The 19,274-nt window shown below is 39.1% G+C and carries 16 protein-coding genes; 14 read left to right on the forward strand and 2 right to left on the reverse strand.

The window, feature by feature from the left end; genetic code table 11:
• Positions 1 to 13 precede the first annotated feature (13 nt).
• The gene (coaBC, locus tag HMPREF3116_RS02710; RefSeq protein WP_070467633.1) at positions 14 to 1,237 is read left to right on the forward strand and encodes a bifunctional phosphopantothenoylcysteine decarboxylase/phosphopantothenate--cysteine ligase CoaBC; all 1,224 of its coding nucleotides are present in this window, start codon (positions 14 to 16) and stop codon (positions 1,235 to 1,237) included.
• A gap of 43 nt (positions 1,238 to 1,280) precedes the next feature.
• Here the strand turns inward: coaBC and def are convergent, their stop codons facing one another.
• A complete protein-coding gene (gene def, locus HMPREF3116_RS02715; RefSeq protein WP_070467635.1) occupies positions 1,281 to 1,853 on the reverse strand; it encodes a peptide deformylase in 573 nt (190 codons plus the stop codon).
• Between the two features lie 383 nt (positions 1,854 to 2,236).
• Here def and pdhA point away from each other — a divergent pair, with 383 nt between their 5' ends.
• The 9 genes from pdhA (at position 2,237) to HMPREF3116_RS02760 (ending at position 12,879) form a co-directional block, all read left to right on the forward strand.
• Complete coding sequence (gene pdhA / locus HMPREF3116_RS02720; RefSeq protein ID WP_102199208.1) at positions 2,237 to 3,346, forward strand: pyruvate dehydrogenase (acetyl-transferring) E1 component subunit alpha; 1,110 nt, start codon at positions 2,237 to 2,239, stop codon at positions 3,344 to 3,346.
• Between the two features lie 2 nt (positions 3,347 to 3,348).
• A complete protein-coding gene (locus HMPREF3116_RS02725; protein WP_070467638.1) occupies positions 3,349 to 4,326 on the forward strand; it encodes an alpha-ketoacid dehydrogenase subunit beta in 978 nt (325 codons plus the stop codon).
• 107 nt (positions 4,327 to 4,433) lie between these two features.
• Positions 4,434 to 6,062: a 2-oxo acid dehydrogenase subunit E2 gene (locus HMPREF3116_RS02730; protein WP_070467640.1), complete on the forward strand. Its 1,629-nt coding sequence runs from the start codon at positions 4,434 to 4,436 to the stop codon at positions 6,060 to 6,062.
• Between the two features lie 7 nt (positions 6,063 to 6,069).
• A complete protein-coding gene (lpdA, locus tag HMPREF3116_RS02735) occupies positions 6,070 to 7,482 on the forward strand; it encodes a dihydrolipoyl dehydrogenase (RefSeq protein WP_070467641.1) in 1,413 nt (470 codons plus the stop codon).
• A 288-nt stretch (positions 7,483 to 7,770) separates the two neighbouring features.
• Positions 7,771 to 8,631 carry an AraC family transcriptional regulator gene (locus HMPREF3116_RS02740; protein ID WP_070467643.1) on the forward strand — a complete coding sequence of 287 codons (861 nt, stop codon included), beginning with the start codon at positions 7,771 to 7,773 and terminating at the stop codon, positions 8,629 to 8,631.
• 57 nt (positions 8,632 to 8,688) lie between these two features.
• Positions 8,689 to 9,861 carry a Gfo/Idh/MocA family protein gene (locus HMPREF3116_RS02745; RefSeq protein ID WP_070467645.1) on the forward strand — a complete coding sequence of 391 codons (1,173 nt, stop codon included), beginning with the start codon at positions 8,689 to 8,691 and terminating at the stop codon, positions 9,859 to 9,861.
• A gap of 20 nt (positions 9,862 to 9,881) precedes the next feature.
• A complete protein-coding gene (locus HMPREF3116_RS02750; RefSeq protein WP_070467646.1) occupies positions 9,882 to 10,892 on the forward strand; it encodes a Gfo/Idh/MocA family protein in 1,011 nt (336 codons plus the stop codon).
• Positions 10,885 to 11,739 (forward strand): sugar phosphate isomerase/epimerase family protein, encoded by an 855-nt coding sequence (locus HMPREF3116_RS02755; protein WP_070467648.1) that lies wholly within the window; start codon positions 10,885 to 10,887, stop codon positions 11,737 to 11,739. The genes HMPREF3116_RS02750 and HMPREF3116_RS02755 overlap by 8 nt, the downstream gene beginning before the upstream one ends.
• A 57-nt stretch (positions 11,740 to 11,796) precedes the next feature.
• Entirely contained in the window at positions 11,797 to 12,879 is a 1,083-nt protein-coding gene (locus HMPREF3116_RS02760; protein WP_210382471.1) for a Gfo/Idh/MocA family protein, read from the forward strand.
• Positions 12,880 to 13,005: 126 nt separating this feature from the next.
• On the opposite strand, the gene HMPREF3116_RS02765 is transcribed toward HMPREF3116_RS02760, so the two are convergent.
• Complete coding sequence (locus tag HMPREF3116_RS02765) at positions 13,006 to 13,911, reverse strand: MetQ/NlpA family ABC transporter substrate-binding protein (RefSeq protein WP_168125765.1); 906 nt, start codon at positions 13,909 to 13,911, stop codon at positions 13,006 to 13,008.
• Positions 13,912 to 14,211: 300 nt separating this feature from the next.
• On the opposite strand from HMPREF3116_RS02765, the gene HMPREF3116_RS02770 reads away from it, so the two are divergent.
• The 4 genes from HMPREF3116_RS02770 to HMPREF3116_RS02785 all read left to right on the forward strand — a co-directional run bounded on the left by HMPREF3116_RS02770 (position 14,212) and on the right by HMPREF3116_RS02785 (position 19,167).
• A complete protein-coding gene (locus HMPREF3116_RS02770; RefSeq protein ID WP_070467650.1) occupies positions 14,212 to 14,487 on the forward strand; it encodes a UPF0223 family protein in 276 nt (91 codons plus the stop codon).
• A 48-nt stretch (positions 14,488 to 14,535) separates the two neighbouring features.
• Positions 14,536 to 15,315, forward strand: coding sequence for an inositol monophosphatase family protein (locus tag HMPREF3116_RS02775; RefSeq protein ID WP_070467652.1), 780 nt, complete (start codon positions 14,536 to 14,538; stop codon positions 15,313 to 15,315).
• Between the two features lie 234 nt (positions 15,316 to 15,549).
• Positions 15,550 to 17,388, forward strand: a complete 1,839-nt coding sequence (gene typA, locus HMPREF3116_RS02780) for a translational GTPase TypA (protein ID WP_070467654.1) — start codon at positions 15,550 to 15,552, stop codon at positions 17,386 to 17,388.
• Between the two features lie 408 nt (positions 17,389 to 17,796).
• Complete coding sequence (locus tag HMPREF3116_RS02785; RefSeq protein ID WP_070467656.1) at positions 17,797 to 19,167, forward strand: FtsW/RodA/SpoVE family cell cycle protein; 1,371 nt, start codon at positions 17,797 to 17,799, stop codon at positions 19,165 to 19,167.
• Positions 19,168 to 19,274 lie beyond the last annotated feature (107 nt).

Below are 19,274 nucleotides of genomic sequence, written 5' to 3' on the forward strand. Positions count from 1 at the left end.
AGTGGAGGAGATCATGCTTAAAGGATTAAATTTAACAGTCGTTGTCACAGGAGGCATTGCTGCGTATAAAGTACCCGATTTTGTCCGCACCCTCATTAAAGCGGGGGCCAATGTGCGCGTGGCTTTGACACCGTCTGCGAAACAATTTGTTACGCCATTTACCTTTGAAGTGCTCACCAAATATCCACCATTAGTAGAAGACGTTCAAAGTCCAGACACAGTTGCCCATATCACTTTAGCCGATTGGACTGACTACGCCATCGTTGTGCCAGCAACCGCGAATACAATGGCGAAATTTGTCAACGGTATCGCGGATAATGAAGCACTTTCTATGATGCTGGCGCTTGATTCGCCACTTTTATTTGTGCCAGCAATGAATGAGAAAATGTGGGCCAACCCAGCGACAAAACGTAATGTTGACCAACTTCGTTTAGACGGTCACACGGTAGTTGAACCAGATACCGGTTTCTTAGCAGAGGGCTATGAAGGTAAGGGCCGGATGCCGGCTCCTGAAGCAATATTCCAATCCCTATTGGCCTTTATTACGATCAATAAACAAGCGAAGACACTTGATCTAACGGGATACCGATTACTTGTATCTGCTGGCGGAACAACAGAGAAATTGGATCCCGTCCGCTTCTTGACCAACCGTTCCTCCGGGAAAATGGGATTAGCGATTGCCAATGTCGCTTTGCTTGCTGGCGGCCAAGTAACGTTAGTGCGCACAGAAAATGCTAAAAACTTACCCGTTTTACCTGGCATTGAAGTGGTGACTGTCAAATTGGCTCAAGAATTATATGATAAGATGCATGCCCATGTTACAGACAAGGATATCGTTATCATGTCTGCTGCTGTTTCTGACTACCGGTCAGCTAACCCAGTTAATCAAAAGATGAAGAAGGACCAACTCTCTAACCAAGATGGACTGTCAATTCAATTAACGGAGAATCCTGATATTTTAGCAAGCTTGCCTAAAGCAGGGCATTATATGGTGGGATTTGCTGCGGAAACGCAAAATGTCATTGAGTATGGCCGCAATAAGTTGGTTAAAAAAGGGGTCGATATGATTGTAGCCAATGATGTTTCAGACCAAACAATCGGTTTCAATGCAGATGACAATCAAGTGACTTTAATCACCAAAGATAGTGAGCGCACGCTAGAAAAGCAAAGTAAAATTGGTGTAGCAGTTGAGATGCTAGCACATATTCAAGATAATATTTCAAAAAGTAAAAAATGATGTCAGCATAAAGTGCAGACATCATTTTTTTAATAAAGGTAAATTATTCATCACCTAGTAGGTGTGTGTGCTCATCAAGAGTGGAGGGCGTTTCTTCATTAATATGATCATAGAACATGATACCATTTAAGTGGTCAATCTCATGTTGCAATACGATGGCTGGGTAGCCAGAGAAACGTTTTTTGTAAGCATTACCATCGATATCATTGTAAGTCACAGTGATACGGGCATGGCGAGGGACATAACCTGGTACATCGCGGTCGACAGACAGACAGCCTTCACCTTCGCGCAGACAAACACCTTCAACTGAGTGGCTGACAATGCGCGGATTTAGAAATACACCGCTTAATAACGGTTCTGCATTTTCTGGATCCACCAAATCTGGCACTAGTAATGCTGTCATTTGAATAGATACATCTAATTGAGGGGCAGCCAGGCCAACGCCACCACGTAAACCATATTTTTCGGCTAACACTTCATCTTGGCTATTGCGTAAAAATGTCATCATATCATCAGCTAACTGACGAATGTCATCAGAAACTGGGAAAGTGACTTTCTCAGCTTTCTTACGTAAGGTAGGATGCCCTTCGCGAATAATGTCATCCATAGTAATCATCTGAACAACTCCTTTTCTTCTATCATAACTGATATATTTTCTCATATAAAGACTCTGAATGCAAAAATACGACCCTATGTAAAATCATCCACAAAATAAAACAGAAGTCGAACAGCAACTAGTACAGTTAAAAAACACCACTAAAACAATCGATTTTAAAAAACGTTGAAAATAGCTTAGTGATGGAAAAAGATAAGGAATACTATAAAAATCAAAATGGAAGGGTTTTCTAAAAACGGTTTCTGTATTATAATAGATTTTGCTGCAAAAATTGCAAAAGGATTGAAAAGGCTCGCATGTTTTGATAAGGTTAATCAGTAAGGTAAATAAAATAACACAGATTGACAATAGTTTGTGGCATTTTTATAAAAGAGAGGAATGTGATACAAATGGCTAAATTACCAGTGGATTATGAAGCACAGCTAGATGCTATCAGTGCTCAATTTCAAATGGTTCAAATTTTAGATGAAGATGGAAATGTTGTTAATCCTGACATTATGCCTGATTTATCAGATGAAGAATTAGTTGAGTTAATGAAACGTATGGTTTTCTCACGTACACTTCATGAACGCTCAATGGCGTTGGCAAAACAGGGTCGATTAGGTTTCTACGCACCTACTTTAGGTCAAGAAGCTTCTCAAATGGCAAGTTCTTTTGCATTTACGAAAGATGACTGGTTGTTCCCAGGCTATCGTGATATCCCTCAATTAATCGCTCATGGTTTAAAAATCTCTCAAGGATTCTTATGGTCTCGTGGACATGTTGAAGGTAACAACTATCCAGCTGATCTAAATGCCATGCCACCACAAATCATCATCGGTGCACAATACATTCAAGCGATGGGGTCTGCACGTGCACAAAAATTAAATGGTGACAAAGCTGTAACATTTACATATACAGGTGACGGTGGTTCATCACAAGGTGACGTATATGAAGGTATGAACTATGCCTCACGTTATAAAGTCCCATTAGTATTCTTTATCCAAAACAATGGCTTTGCGATTTCAACTCCTCGTTATAAACAAACTGGTGCTGAAACATTAGCGCAAAAAGCAGTATCTGTAGGTATCCCTGGTGTTCAGGTAGATGGTAACGATGCTTTAGCAGTTTACGCAGTTTCTAAACAAGCACGTGAATGGGCATTAGCTGGTAATGGACCTGTTTTAATTGAAACAGTTACAAACCGTTTAGGTGCTCACTCTACTTCAGGTGATGATCCTAAGATTTACCGTACGCAAGAAGACATCGATAGCTGGACTAAACGTGAACCGTTAATCCGTATGCGTGCATTCTTAGAAGGTAAGGGTCTATGGTCTGAAGAAATCGAAAATGAATACGTAGAACAAGTTCGTGAAGAAATCAAAGAAGCTGCTAAAGAAGCTGACAAGGCACCTAAACAAACGATTACGCAATTCTTAGAAAACATGTTTGAAGTGCCTGGACAAAATATTCAAGAACAAATTGAAGAATATTCAGCAAAGGAGGCTAAATAATTATGGCTAACTTAACAATGATCGAAGCGATCACTGAAGCACTAGACCAAGAAATGGCTCGTGATGAAAAAATATATATCTTTGGTGAAGATGTTGGTAAAAATGGTGGGGTTTTCCGTGCGACTAAAGGTTTATTTGACAAATATGGCGAAGAACGGTTAAGCGATACACCATTATCTGAATCAGCTATCGGTGGTATGGCGATTGGTATGGCATTACATGGCTTCCGTCCAGTAATGGAAATTCAATTCTTTGGTTTCGTCTTCGAAGTATTTGACTCATTAGCTGGTCAAATGAACCGTACGCGTTTCCGTATGGGACAAACGCGTAACCTACCAATTACAATTCGTTCACCATTTGGTGGTGGTGTACATACACCAGAAATGCATGCAGACTCCCTAGAAGGTTTAATGGCACAAACACCTGGATTGAAAGTAGTTATCCCATCAAGCCCATACGATGCAAAAGGTTTATTAACTGCTGCTATCCGTGACAATGACCCTGTACTATTCTTAGAACATATGAAACTTTACCGTTCATTCCGTGAAGAAGTTCCTGAAGAACAATATGAGTTGGAGCTTGGTAAAGCTAATGTAGTTCAAGAAGGTTCTGATGTGACAATCATCGCTTATGGATACATGGTTCGTGAAGCAATTAAAGCTGCTGAAGAATTAGGTAAGAATGGCGTATCTGCTGAAATCGTTGACTTACGTACAGTTTCTCCACTCGATATGGAAACTATTACAAAATCAGTTGAAAAAACTGGTCGCGTAGTGATTGTACAAGAAGCACAACGTCAAGCAGGTGTAGCGGATAAAGTGGCTTCAGAAATTTCTCAACGAAGCATTTTATCTCTAGAAGAACCTATTAGAGTTGTAGCTGCGCCTGATACAGTTTACCCATTCGGTATGGCTGAAAATGCTTGGTTACCAAATGCGACTGATATTGTAGCGGCGACTAACGAAATTACAGGTAAATAATCGATTAAAATAAGCTGGTAAAGAGTAAGGAGTATCTTACTCTTTGCCCCTTTATAACTTGTTTAAATAAAACTTTAAGCGCAAATTAGAAGGGATGAATAACAAATATGGCCTTTGTATTTAATTTACCAGATGTCGGCGAAGGGATGGCGGAAGGCGAAATCGTTTCATGGCTAGTAGCTGTAGGCGACCAAGTAAATGAAGAAGATCCAATCGTTGAAATCCAAAATGATAAATCAGTTGAAGAAATTTACTCACCAGTTTCAGGTAAAGTAACTGAATTACATTACAGTGAAGGTGATGTTGCCACTGTAGGTAAACCATTAATCACTTTTGAAGGTGAAGGATTAGAAGACAATGCGGCATCAGCAGCACCAGCAGCAGAAGCTGCAGCACCTCAAGAGGAAGCATCAGCTGCACCTGCAACAGGTGGTGGCGTATACCAATTCACATTACCAGACGTAGGTGAAGGTATGGCTGAAGGTGAAATCGTTTCTTGGTTAGTTGCTGAAGGCGACGAAGTCAATGAAGAAGATTCATTAGTAGAAATTCAAAATGATAAATCTGTTGAAGAAGTTGCATCTCCTGTAACTGGTAAGATTGTACGTATCTTAGTTGAAGCTGGAACGGTTGCCAATGTTGGTGACGTATTAGCTGAAATTGATGCACCAGGTCACAACCAAGAAGCATCTGCACCAACTTCTACACCAGCATCACCAGCACAAGAAGCAAAAGCATCAGACCCTGCAGCAGATGTAAATACAAACTCATCAGCAGGCAATGTACCAGTAGCATCAGACCCTAATAAACGTGTCTTAGCAATGCCATCTGTACGCCAATTTGCTCGCGAGCAAGGTGTTGATATTACAGCAGTTACAGGTACTGGTAAAAACGGTCGTGTGTTACGCGAAGACGTTGCGAACTTTGATAGTTCACAAGCAGCATCACCAGCTACTGAAACAGCACAAGAAACAGCACAAACTGCTGATAAACCAGCTAAGAAAGCACCAGCAGCAGTTGCTGATAATTCAGACCGCGTAGAACGTATCAAGATGACACCAATGCGTAAAGCAATCGCTAAAGCAATGGATACTGCTAACCATACAGCGCCATCTGTTACATTATTCAAAGATGTTGAAGTTTCTAAATTATGGGATCACCGTAAGAAGTTCAAGGACGTTGCAGCTGAACGCGGTACTAAATTAACCTTCTTACCATATGCAGTGAAAGCATTAATTGCAGCAGTTAAGAAATATCCACAATTAAACGCGTCAATTGACGATGAAAACCAAGAGTTTGTACATAAATATTACTACAACATTGGTATTGCAACAGATACAGATGCAGGTCTTTACGTACCAAACATCAAGAACGCAGATACTCGTTCAATGTTCGATATCGCTGATATCATTAACGAAAATGCTGCAAAAGCACATGCTGGCGAACTTAAAGGACCAGATATGGCTGACGGAACAGTTTCCATCTCTAACATCGGTTCTGTTGGTGGGGAATTCTTTACACCAATCTTAAACTACCCAGAAACAGCAATCTTAGGTTTCGGTGCAATTAAACCTGAACCAGTAGTCAATGCTGACGGTGAAGTTGTTGCCGGTCGTGTATTGAAGTTATCATTAACATTTGACCACCGTATCGTTGATGGTGCAACTGGTCAACAAGCGCTTAATGAAATCGCTCGTTTAATGGCTGACCCTGAATTATTATTAATGGAAGGATGATTTTAGAATGGTAGTAGGCGCATTCGCAATTGAATTAGATACAGTTGTAATTGGTTCTGGACCTGGTGGCTATGTAGCTGCCATCCGTGCCGCACAAATGGGTCAAAAAGTAGCTATCATTGAACGTGAGTTCATTGGTGGTGTTTGCTTAAACGTTGGATGTATTCCATCTAAAGCCTTGATCCAAGCAGGTCATGCTTACCATAATGCTAAAGGTGGCGATGCTGTCTTTGGTGTAACTTCTAGTGACGTTAAGTTAGACTTCAAAAAAACACAAGACTGGAAGAACAATACTGTGGTGAATACTTTAACTTCTGGTGTTGAAATGTTACTTAAGAAGAATAAAGTTGAAATCATCCGTGGTGAAGCGTACTTCAACAACGAAAATGAATTGACTGTAATGGGTGCAGATGACTCTCATCAATTATACTCATTCAACAATGCTATCGTTGCAACTGGATCTACACCAATTGAAATCCCAGGATTCAAATTTGGTGGCCGCGTAGTAGATTCAACTGGTGCTTTAAACTTTGAAGAAGTACCTGAAAGCTTAGTTGTTATCGGTGGAGGAGTTATCGGATCTGAATTAGGTATGGCATACGCTAACCTAGGTTCTAAGGTAACTATCTTAGAAGGCTCTCCACAATTATTACCAACATTTGAAAAAGATATGGTAAAAGTTGTAGAGAAAGAAATGAAAAACATCGGTATCGAAACAGCAGTTAACGCTATGGCTAAAGAAGCTGTAGACAATGGTGATTCAGTAACGGTTAAATACGAAGTGAAAGGTGAAGCAAAAGAAATCACTGCTGACTACGTATTAGTATCTGTAGGTCGCCGTGCCAATACAGAAGACTTAGGTTTAGAAGCTGTAGGTGTTGAATTAACAGATCGTGGTTTAGTAAAAGTTGACAACCAAGGTCGCACTTCAGTGAAAAACTTCTTTGCAATTGGTGATATTACGCCAGGCGCTGCATTAGCACATAAAGCATCTTATGAAGGTAAGATTGCAGCAGAAGCAATCTCTGGTAAACCAGCAGCTATTGACTACAAAGTAATGCCATCTGTAGCTTACACTACGCCTGAATTAGCATCTTACGGTTTAACTGAAAAAGAAGCAAAAGAGCAAGGTTTAGATGTAAAAACTGTGAAATTCCCATTAGCTGGTAATGGTCGTGCATTATCATTAAATGCTGGTCAAGGTTTCATTCGTTTAGTAGCTACTAAAGAAGATGATGTATTAGTCGGTGCACAAATGGTTGGTGTTTCAGCATCAGACGTGATGGCTGAAGTTGGATTAGCCATCGAAGCTGGCATGAACGCAGAAGATATCGCTTTAACAATTCATGGTCACCCTACATTATCAGAAGCTGTAATGGATGCAGCTGAAGGATTATTGGGTCTGCCAATTCACATGTAATCCCTGTCAATATGTTACAAATTGAATATTCAGACGAGAAAACCCCGTGTAAGGTTTAACTTACGCGGGGTTATTTTTATATTCAATAACATTGCAGCATATCAAGATACTCTTGATGTCGCATGAGGAAATAAATTAGGAGCCTTACATTGTGATCTTGCAAAATTTGTGTTTTAATAGACTCGAAAGCAGTTTCAGTCAATTGATTGGTCAATTCAAGCATATCCATGCAATGAATAAAAGCGCTTTCTTATATATAATAGGATTATGAAGTGAAGGAGTGCACAAATGACAGTAGGAATCGGTTATGAAATTCAGGAAGGGAGAAACCAACTTGCCTTTCACACACATGCTACATTTGAATTGTATATGCTGTTGGAAGGAGAATGTACCTTCCAAATCGGTGATCAATTTTTAGAGTTGCAGCCAGATGACATTGTACTGATAGATGGGATGACGCTTCATAAAGCCTTTGTTAGTGATGAGAGTGGGCCATATAAGCGGACAGTTGTTCATTTCGATAGAGCGGATATTGAACCTGTTTTAACTAGTCTAAATCAAGAAGCAATCCTAGATATGTTTTCTAAAGAGCAAGGTTATATGTATCGATTGGAAAGTGTGGCAGATAGACAACGGGTTAAAAGCTATTTAGCTGACCTAGACCGTATTTCAAAACGAGATGACAAAACTTTTGTGCAAAGCCAATCACTTTTGCTTTTGACTCAAATACTGATGGAAATTGACTCTAGCAATCTTGAAACAGCTAAAATTGAAAGTCAAAGGGACATTAAAATTACCCATGCTGAATCGATTGCTCGGTATATGACCTTGCATTTTAAAGACAAGATCGATATTGCGACGATTGCTAAGGAAACAAATCTTAGTCCGTCTTATCTATCGCATGTTTTTAAAGAAGTTACAGGTATGACGGTTATGACATTTTTAATGTCTTATCGTTTATCGCAAGCCATGTTTTCATTACGTTTGCGTAGGGATCTACAGATTAATGAAATTGCGAAAGATGCTGGTTTTGAATCAAATGCCCATTTTTCACGCTTTTTCAAGAAACATGTAGGAAAGACACCTGCTCAATATCGGAAGTCATTTCATACGTCAGATGCATCAAGTCAGTTGGATCAATACCTATAAATTTGAATATAAATGTAAACGCTACCTTTTTAAAGGGGCAAAGGAGGATAATTTTTTATGGCAACAGAAAACAAAATTCGTTTTGGTATCATCGGATTTGGTAATCAAGGATCTATGTATGCAAAATTTATTACTGATGGCATGGTGCCAAGTATGGCATTTGTCGCGTTAGCAGATATTGACCCTGCAAAACGTGAAAAAGTGGCCGAATTATATCCAAATGTACAAGTGTTTGATGACTATCAAGCGATGATTGATTCTGGACAAGTAGACGCAGTTGTGACAACTGTGCCTCATTACTTACACCCTGAAATGGCAACATATGCCTTATCTAAAGGTATTCATGTATTAAATGAAAAACCTGCCGGTGTTTACACAAAGCATGTAAAAGAGTTGAATGAATATGCTAAAACAGTGGATGCTACTTATGCAATTATGTTTAACCAACGTAACAATCCCCTATATCAAAAATTGAAAACAATTTTAGATAATCAAGAAATTGGAGATATTCGTCGTGTTAACTGGATTATTACGACTTGGTGGCGTCCACAAGCCTACTATGACCAATCTGAATGGCGTGCTACATGGGGTGGTGAAGGCGGTGGTGTCCTAGTTAATCAAGCGCCACACCAACTTGACTTAATCCAATGGTTAACAGGTGTACCAGAAGCGGTGACTTCTCGTGTGCAATACGGTTACCAACGTGATATTGCCGTTGAAGATCAAGTACATGCCATTTTTGAATATGAAAATGGGGCTACTGGCGTATTCGTCACATCTACAAATGAAATCATCGGTTCAGACAGGTTAGAAATTGTTGGTGACAAAGGGATGATTGTGGTTGATAAATCAGCTACTGCAACAGTTTACCGGTTGAAAGAGTCTGAAACGGCGATTAATCAAAATATGGATGTTGATGGTGTCGTCAAATTAATGACTGGTCAATTACCATTTGAAACATTATATGATGTTGAAGTCATTGAAGAAGAAAACGTTTGGGGTCAACAACACTCAGGTGTTCTTGAAAACTTCGCGCAACATATCTTAAACGGCACACCCTTAATTGCAGATGGTCAAGAAGGAATCAATGGGGTACGCTTAGCTAATGCTATCCATTTATCAAGCTGGACTGGTGAAAAAGTATCCATACCAGAATTTGATGATGACCAATACTTAGCATTGCTAAATGAACGAATTGCTGAAGAAGGCAAATTCGAAACCCGCTCATAAGATAGAAGGGACTGTATTTCATGTTAAGAGTAGCTGTAATAGGGTTGGGGACGGTATCTATCGTCCATTTACGCGGGATTATCCAATCAGACATGGCTGAATTAGTAGCGGTTTGTGATATTGATCCTAGTAAGTCAACCATCGCGGGAGATACCCCTTTTTATACGGATTATCAAGAGATGTTGGACCATGAAGAACTGGATGTCGTACATGTCTGCTTACCGCATTACTTACACGATACAGTGACCCTAGAAGTAGCCAAAAGAGGCATCCATGTCCTATGTGAGAAACCCGTGACAGTGAATTATCAACGGTCACAGGCCTTAGTAGATGACTTAAAAGCATTAAATAATGGTGCTAAGGTAGCTATTTGCTTTCAAAATCGATTAAATGCCTCAGTCATTGAGTTGAAACGTATCCTTCAAGAGGAGGATACGACAGATATTGTAGCGGTTAAAGGGTTGGTTGCCTGGTACCGAGGAGAAGAATACTATGAGGAGAAACCTTGGCGAGGAACGATTGAAGAGGCTGGCTCTGGGACAATCATCAACCAGTCAATTCATACACTCGACCTGCTCCACTATGTCATTGATGATCAGTGGGTTGATGTACGGGCTTCAGTCCATAATATTTTAGATTATGATATTGAAGTTGAAGATTCAGCCAATGCCAATTTTACCTTCGAAAAAGGGGCACACGGCCTTTTCTATGCGACCAATGCTTACTATGGTAACGATTCAGTTGAGTTGCAGGTTGTGACCAAACAGTCTCGTTATACCATAAAGGACAATAAGTTGTTTAACGATGAATGGAAATGTCTAGCAGAAGATGCTAAACTGCCTGATTCAAAAATCTACTATGGTCCCGGCCATCAAGATTGTATGGAACAGTTCTATAAAGCAGTTAACGAAGATACAAACGATTATTGTTCAGTAGCGGATGCACTGCCAACAATGGAAATGATTGACGCTATGAAACGTTCAAGTAAAGAAAATAAACGAATTTATAAGGAGGCCTTCTTAAATGGTTAAATTAGGTGTACAAGGGATGACAGTAAAAGATGCATTCAACGAAAATGCATATGACACAATGAAACGTCTAGCAGGAATTGGCTATAAATCAGTAGAGATTTCACAAATTGAAACCAGTCCAGAAAATATTCAAGCATTGGTGCAAGCTTGCCAAGACTTTGACATGGAAATTGCCTCAATGTCAGCTTCATTAGAACCACAAACAGAGGGTGGAGAAAGTTTAACAACCGACTACGATAAGATTGTTGCTGACTGTAAGGCAGTTGATACCGACTTATTACGTATTGGTATGTTGCCATTAAACTACATGTCATCTCTAGAAAAGGTGAAAGAATTCAGTGCCAAAGCGAATGAATATGCAAAACGTTTAAAAGCAGATGGCATCAAATTGTACTACCATAACCACCATATTGAATTCGTGAAATATGATGGCAAATATTTACTAGACATCATTGCTGAAGAAGCACCAGAACTAGGTTTCGAACTAGATATTCATTGGGTACAACGTGGTGGTGGTAACCCAGTCGACATTTTAAACCAATACAAAGGTCGTGTAGACTTAGTACACTTAAAAGACTACCGCGTAAACCCAATCCCAGAATCCGCCATCGAAGGATTATTCAAAGGCGAAATGGATGAATTCAGTAAATACTTCTACAACAACGTAGAATTTGCAGAACTAGGCCAAGGTTCATTAGATTTACCAACGATCATTCAAGCAGCTATTGATGCCGGCGCTCGTTACTTATTAGTTGAGCAAGACGATACTTACGGCCGTGACCCATTTGATTCATTAACTGATTCCTATAAGTGGTTGGTAGACAATAACTATAATGATTTATTCTAATCATTAGAAAAAGCCTTGCAAACTTCAAGCAAACAAACATTTTAAGGAGTGAGTAACTTGGTAAATCAAGACGGTATGAATTACGCGCCGAAAGGTAAAGTGAATTTAGTAGTTGAACCCGGTGAATTTAATGTGGGGGTAACTGCTTTAGATCACGGCCACATTAATGGTATGTCAAATGGTTTAATCGAAGCTGGTGCCACAATTAAATATGTATATGACGCTGATCCAGAAAAAGTAGCGGCTTATGTTGAACAATTCCCTGAGGTTGAGGTTGCTGAATCCCTGGACGAAATTCTAGCTGATGAATCCATTCATATGGTTGCAGCAGCAGCAGTACCCAACTTACGGTCAGCATTAGGCAATAAAGTCATGAAATCTGGTAAAGATTACTTTACAGATAAAACAGGTTTTACTTCCTTAGCACAATTAGAAGAAACGAAAAAAGTTGTCGCTGAAACAGGTCGTCGCTATTTCGTGTACTTCTCAGAACGTATTCACGTTGAAGCAGCTATTTTAGCTGGCCAATTAATTGAAGAAGGTAAAATTGGTCGTGTTATTCAAGTAACAGGTTTTGGTCCACACCGCTTAGATAAGGATGCTCGTCCAGATTGGTTCTTTAATAAAGAGCAATACGGTGGGATTTTAACAGATATTGGGTCGCACCAAATCGAACAATTCCTATACTATACGGGGAATACGGATGCTAGAGTTGTTGCTTCAAAAGTAGCAAATTACAATAACCCAGACAAACCTGAGTTAGAGGATTATGGTGATGCCACTTTAATTGGTGAGAATGGGGCGACTTTCTTCTTTAAAGTCGATTGGTTTACACCAGATGGTTTAGGTACATGGGGTGATGGTCGTACCTTTATTACGGGTACTGAAGGCACAATTGAACTACGCAAATATATTGATGTTGCTGAATCAGACGAAAAAGACCATGTTTTCTTAGTCAATAAAGATGGCGAAGCGCATTACCAAGTCACTGGCCAAGTAGGCTTCCCATTCTTTGGCCAAATCATCTTAGACTCACTAAATGGGACAGAAACGGCGATGACACAAGAGCATATCTTTAAAGCGCAAGAACTATGCTTATTAGCCCAAGAACAAGCAGAAGTCATTGAATTAGAAAAATAAAACGCCATTTAAAAGGGAGCTGTGAAGTCAATTTCATAGCTCCTTTTATATGTGTCATATTTTTTAGAACAAAAAGAGGCTGGGATATTTTTGTCCTAGCCTCTTTTTCTGTGTATATGTTTAAAATTAGTTTTCAGCTAATTCTTTTTCATAGTCTGCTTTTGGATCATCTTCAGTTGTCCAAATAGGAATTGATGAACCGCCAGAAATTTCTTCAATTTTAGCTTTGGTTTCATCTGATTGATAAGTATCTACAATCGCTTGAATATCTGGATTATCTTCCTTGTCTTTTGTGGTTGCAATGATATTCTTCTTCACCGGATCAATATTTGAAGCATCATCTGTATCAACATAAATAGCATCTTTTGGATCTAGGCCAGCATCCATCAACATATCGCCACCTATCGTAATCAAATCAGCATCGCCTAATGAGCGGGCGATTTGAGATGGATCCATTTCGACAATTTCGATGTTTTTAGTATTTTCGATAACATCCGCTTTAGTTGGCGCAAAACCAGCTTCTTCATCTAGCTTGATTAAACCAATATCCTGTAAGCCTAAGAAAGCACGTTCTGCATTCGTAGCAGAGTTAGATACCGCAACAGTTACACCATCAGGAATGGATTCGACATCCGTGATTTCAGGAACTGCAAAAATATACATAGGTGATACAATAGTATAAGCAATTGGCGTAATTTGTGAATCACCAATGTCCTTAGTATAAGCACTTAAAAATGAAATATGTTGGAAGGCATTTAAGTCTAATTCTCCATCTTCTAAAGCACGATTTGGTTGTGAGTATTCAGAAAAGGTCACCACTTCTAAATCGATGCCTTGATCTTCCAATCTTGTAGCAACGTCTTCCCAAATTTCAGCAGATACATCTCCCACAACCCCAACAGAATATGACCGAGTTTCCTCAGTATCAACTTGGTCTGTTGATGCTTGATCACTACTATTATTACCGCAAGCAGCAAGTAATAATGCACTACAGAAAGCCAGACCTACTTTTAAACTTTTTCTAATATCCAATTTTCTTCTCCCCATTCATAACATCATAATGATATTTTAAATGATGTTAAAAATATAAGCAATAGTAATCCAAATGTTATCTATTTTGCGATATAGGATAGGAAACGACGCTATAAAAAGAAATAGACATTAGCGCTCGCTATCTGGCTGACTTAAACTGGACGCAATTGGCGTAAGTTGTCTAAATAATAGAATACCAATATGAAAAGGGAATGGAAGCTTGAAAAAATTGCTGGCTAAGTTATCTCTTTTACTTATTTTCCGCTATAATGAATATGAAAACGAAAGCGGAGGAATACGATGTCTAATAATTATCAATACCCTATCGACTTAGATTGGACAAATGAAGAAATCGCGATTGTGATAAAAATGTGGAATGGCTTGGAACAAGCTTATGAATCAAGCATCAACCGCGAAGAATTATTGAATAGATATAAGGCCTTTAAGCAAGTAGTGCCAAGTAAAATGGCAGAAAAGCAATTAGGCAATCAATTTGAGAAGGTTTCTGGCTATCAACTTTATGGCACAATCAAAAAAGCGAGAAATTCAGAAAGAAAAACTATTTCGATGCCGTAAGGGCAAAGTGGTTAGTTGGTTCAGGTAAACTAGGAGGCATATAAATAGATGTTAGAAGCGCGTGCAGCATTGGTGAGAGAGTGGATTGAAGAAGCAACAACTTATATTCACGAACAATTAGATAGTGCAATCGAAATCCAGCATAAATCAAACCGAAAAGATTTGGTCACCAATGTAGATAAGGCAGTAGAATTATTATTTAGACAAAAGATTAAAGAAAACTTTCCAAAAGACCGTTATATCGGTGAGGAGAAAATGGGTGAAACGCCCAATAATCTAGATGGCGGTGTCTGGATAGTAGACCCTATAGATGGGACAGCCAACTTTGTCTTACAGCAAAATCACTTTGCTATCATGGTTGCATACTATGAAGATGGACTGGGTAAGCTAGGTGTTGTTTATGATGTGATGCAAGATGATTACTTTGAAGCCATCGCTGGCCAAGGGATTAAACGGAACGGTCGGGTTTTTAAGCCCAAATATACAGATAAAACCTTGCATGAATCTTTGATTGCTGTCAATGGCGGTATGGCAATGACCAATGCGCATAAAGTGCAAGACTTGATTCAAGAATCTATGGGCCTTCGGATTTATGGGTCAGCAGGGATTGAAATCATCGCCTTATTGAAGGGTGAAATTGCCGCTTACGTATCCCCAAGGCTGCAACCCTGGGATATTGCTGCTGGCCAAGTATTGGCAGATGAAGTGGGGATTAAGGTGACACAATTTACTGGAGCGCCACTTGATTTAATGCATCGAAATAAAGTGGTAGCAGCTTACCCGTCAGCATATAGTCGAATGATTGGAAATTTGAAGGCTGAAAATTAACCAAGAATTCTTTTTTTGTATGGAGAGGTACTTAAACTTCGTGATTTCTTGGGTCCATATAAACGAAAATAATAGTATTTTCAATCAATAAGTGATATAATATTATGGCGGTTTTATTACAAGAAACTTTGTTAAGGTTTATAACTAGGGGTTTTAGGGTAAAACGGTTTCATAAACTTGACAAATAATTAATACAAAATTTGTATTCATTATATAAATGGAGGAATTTAAAAAATGGCAAAACGTGAAGATATTCGTAATGTTGCAATCATTGCCCACGTTGACCACGGTAAAACGACTTTGGTTAACCAATTGTTGGAACAATCAGATACTTTAGATGAACGTACAAAAATTGATGAGCGTGCAATGGACTCTAACGATATCGAGAAAGAACGTGGGATCACCATTCTAGCTAAGAATACGGCTGTTAACTACAAAGGTCATCACATTAACATCATGGATACCCCAGGACATGCGGATTTCGGTGGTGAAGTGGAACGTATCATGACGATGGTTGACGGTGTAGTTTTAGTCGTAGATGCTTATGAAGGTACAATGCCGCAAACGCGTTTTGTATTGAAAAAAGCTTTCGAAGCGAACTTAACACCAATCGTTGTTGTAAACAAGATTGATAAATCATCTGCTCGTCCAGCTGAAGTTGTGGATGAAGTGTTAGATTTATTTATCGAATTGGGTGCTGATGATGAAATGTTAGACTTCCCAGTAGTATACGCTTCTGCTTTAAGTGGTACTTCAAGTCTATCTGATGATCCTGCTGACCAATCTGAAACAATGGACCCAATCTTTGATACGATCCTAAACGAGATTCCAGCACCGGTTGATAATTCTGAAGAAGGCTTACAATTCCAAGTATCATTACTAGACTATAACGACTATGTTGGTCGTATTGGTATTGGGCGTGTATTCCGCGGTACAATCCGTGTGGGTGACCAAGTAACCTTGATGAAACTTGATGGTACTGAGAAAAACTTCCGTGTAACAAAATTATTCGGTTTCTTAGGTTTAGACCGAGTTGAAATCAATGAGGCGAAAGCTGGGGAATTGATTGCCGTTTCTGGTATGGAAGATATCTTTGTTGGAGAAACAGTCGTAGATTCAACTATTAAAGAGGCTTTAGAGCCATTACGTATTGATGAGCCAACACTACAAATAACTTTCCTAACCAATGATTCACCATTCGCTGGACAAGAAGGTAAACACGTGACTTCTCGTAAATTGGAGGAACGTTTACGTTATGAGTTACATACGGATGTTTCATTACGTGTAGATAACACTGATTCTCCGGATGCATGGGTTGTTTCAGGTCGTGGTGAGCTTCACTTATCTATCTTGATTGAAAATATGCGTCGTGAAGGTTATGAGTTACAAGTTTCTCGTCCAGAAGTAATCATTCGTGAGATTGATGGCGTGAAATCTGAACCATTTGAATTAGTGCAAATTGATACACCTGAAGAGTACCAAGGTTCTATTATTGATGCCCTAAACCAACGTCGGGGTACTATGGTAGATATGGTTTCTACTGGTTTAGGTACCACTCGTTTAACTTACCATGTACCAGCTCGTGGTATGATTGGTTTCACTACCTACTTTATGTCGTTAACGCATGGTTACGGTATCTTAAACCATACATTTGACCACTATGCACCTTACATTAATGAAACGATTGGTGGCCGTCGTAACGGTGCTTTAGTATCCACTGATACTGGTAAAGCAACTACATACGGTATTATGCAAGTTGAAGATCGAGGTACAATCTTTGTGAACCCAGGTACTGCTGTTTATGGTGGTATGATTGTTGGTGAAAGTACCCGTGAAAAAGATATTGTTGTAAATATTATCCGTTCTAAGAACTTAACCAACGTTCGTTCATCTAACAAAGACCAAACAGCTACAATTAAAACACCTAAACTAATGACCCTTGAAGAATCATTAGAGTTCATGGGGGACGATGAGTACTGTGAAGTAACACCAGAAAACATTCGTTTACGTAAATCAATTTTAAACGAATCTGAACGTGCAAAAGCAGCTAAGAAAAAGAATTTAGGTAAATAAATACACATGCTATGAACTATAGCAATACATTTAAGAAGGTGAGACAAAAGTCGTTTAGCATTGACGTACTGGACAAAAAGGCGAACAATAATGAAATATTATTGGAGACATTTGGGAAGTATCGGACAATACTGACTTTTGGAACCCAATGATAAACGTTCTTATATAGTAAAGAGAGGCTGAGACTTGTTTTGTTCCAGCCTCTTTTTTGGGATTTTTAGAGGAAGACTAATCGTAAGTCGACCAATAAAGCTTGTTTTATTTTTCTATAAAATGCAATAGCTTTCCCTAATGTATGGGGCGATTATGCTATAATGGATACTTGAGTAATGGCTATCCATACCATTTCTCATTTCTAGTATCAACGGATGTATAACATTATATAAAAGTCCATAAAGGAGGACTATTGTGTCAACAGAATCCAAAGAAAAAAAAGCTCAAGCAAATAAGCATAAACAAAAACAATCCAATGCATTAGAAAAAGCGAAAACAAAAAAACAGGCCAAAAAAAATCGTAAACAAGCGAAACAAACTAAAGGCAGGCCGCCCCTGTCTAAACAAATTGCTGCCCGGTTTGAAGATTTAAACGGGAAGATTTTGTTATTATATGGCTTGTTACTGACGATTGGTTTATTGATGGTAACAACTGCTTCATCTTACCTAGCAACTTCATCCGGTCAACCGACATACCATTATCTGCTTAGACAGATACTTTTTGCGATTTTAGGTTTGATCGCTATTTTCATCATTTATAACATAAAACCAGAAAGATGGCGGCATCACAATTTTCAAAAACTCATGTATATAGGGGTCACGGTCCTTTTAGTCATCACCTTCATATTTGGGGAGACCATTAATGGGGCGCAAGGTTGGATTGGTGTTGGTGCCTTTTCCATTCAGCCAGTAGAGTTTGCAAAACCAGCATTGGTTATATTAGTCGCTAACTTCCTAGCTAAGGATGATGTCCAAAAGACGATTGCTGAAATCAATAGTCCAATTAAATTAATCACCAAATACTGGAAACAAGTAGCAGCTATTGGTATTTGGTTAGGGCTCGTATTCTTCTTCCCGGATGTAGGTGGAGTATTAATCTTAGGGTCTTTATTCGTCATTCTCTTACTGAATTCCGGTTTATCCATGAAATGGCTGACAAAAACAATCCTCTTCGTCATTATGGTATATGTCTGCATTATCCTTATATTGCATTTATTTGACCTATCCCATATCGATAATTATCAAATTGCACGGTTTACGTCCTTCATCAATCCCTTTGCGGACGCAAAAGATACAGGACTGCAATTGGTTTATGGCTACTATGCGTTATCCAATGGCGGTATTCTTGGTCGAGGAGCAGGCAACTCGATTCAAAAATTGGGCTACTTGCCTGAAGCGCATAACGACTTTATTATGGCCATCATCGGAGAAGAATTTGGTTTGTGGGGCGTAATGCTTGTGCTCGTCTTATACTTTGCACTGGTGATTTACATCTTCCACAAGGCACTTAAGATGCGCCGTATATTTGACCAATCAATACTTGTTGGTGTCGGGTCATACTTCTTGATCCAAGCCTTTGTAAACTTGGGCGGGGTTTTAGGTTTAATTCCTTTAACCGGAGTTACCTTCCCATTCATGTCTTATGGGGGTTCTAGTCTTTTAGTCTCTAGTATGATGGTTGGTATCGCCTTATCTGTCATCGCTTCTGATCAATCGTGGCGCCGTAGACTTCGGGCAAAAAAGAAGCAATCTCATCAAGCTAATTTAGCTGAACATGAAAAATAACAACCTCTCTAAGAACAGAACTTTTAAAAGGTCTGTTCTTTTTGAGTAATTGCGAAAAAATTTGAAATTACTTTCATTTTAAGCCCCAAATAAGCTTGCAAAAAAGC

The organism is Aerococcus sp. HMSC10H05, from assembly GCF_001806975.1.
GTDB classification, from domain to species: domain Bacteria; phylum Bacillota; class Bacilli; order Lactobacillales; family Aerococcaceae; genus Aerococcus; species Aerococcus viridans_B.

Bases quoted from the DNA above. Each gene is read 5' to 3' on its own strand.
- HMPREF3116_RS02750 (WP_070467646.1), top strand. From the start codon at position 9,882: ATGTTAAGAGTAGCTGTAATAGGGTTGGGGACGGTATCTATCGTCCAT.
- HMPREF3116_RS02745 (WP_070467645.1), top strand. From the start codon at position 8,689: ATGGCAACAGAAAACAAAATTCGTTTTGGTATCATCGGATTTGGTAAT.
- HMPREF3116_RS02740 (WP_070467643.1), top strand. From the start codon at position 7,771: ATGACAGTAGGAATCGGTTATGAAATTCAGGAAGGGAGAAACCAACTT.
- HMPREF3116_RS02725 (WP_070467638.1), top strand. From the start codon at position 3,349: ATGGCTAACTTAACAATGATCGAAGCGATCACTGAAGCACTAGACCAA.
- def (WP_070467635.1), bottom strand. From the start codon at position 1,853: ATGATTACTATGGATGACATTATTCGCGAAGGGCATCCTACCTTACGT.
- coaBC (WP_070467633.1), top strand. From the start codon at position 14: ATGCTTAAAGGATTAAATTTAACAGTCGTTGTCACAGGAGGCATTGCT.
- lpdA (WP_070467641.1), top strand. From the start codon at position 6,070: ATGGTAGTAGGCGCATTCGCAATTGAATTAGATACAGTTGTAATTGGT.
- HMPREF3116_RS02775 (WP_070467652.1), top strand. From the start codon at position 14,536: ATGTTAGAAGCGCGTGCAGCATTGGTGAGAGAGTGGATTGAAGAAGCA.
- HMPREF3116_RS02755 (WP_070467648.1), top strand. From the start codon at position 10,885: ATGGTTAAATTAGGTGTACAAGGGATGACAGTAAAAGATGCATTCAAC.
- typA (WP_070467654.1), top strand. From the start codon at position 15,550: ATGGCAAAACGTGAAGATATTCGTAATGTTGCAATCATTGCCCACGTT.
- HMPREF3116_RS02770 (WP_070467650.1), top strand. From the start codon at position 14,212: ATGTCTAATAATTATCAATACCCTATCGACTTAGATTGGACAAATGAA.
- HMPREF3116_RS02730 (WP_070467640.1), top strand. From the start codon at position 4,434: ATGGCCTTTGTATTTAATTTACCAGATGTCGGCGAAGGGATGGCGGAA.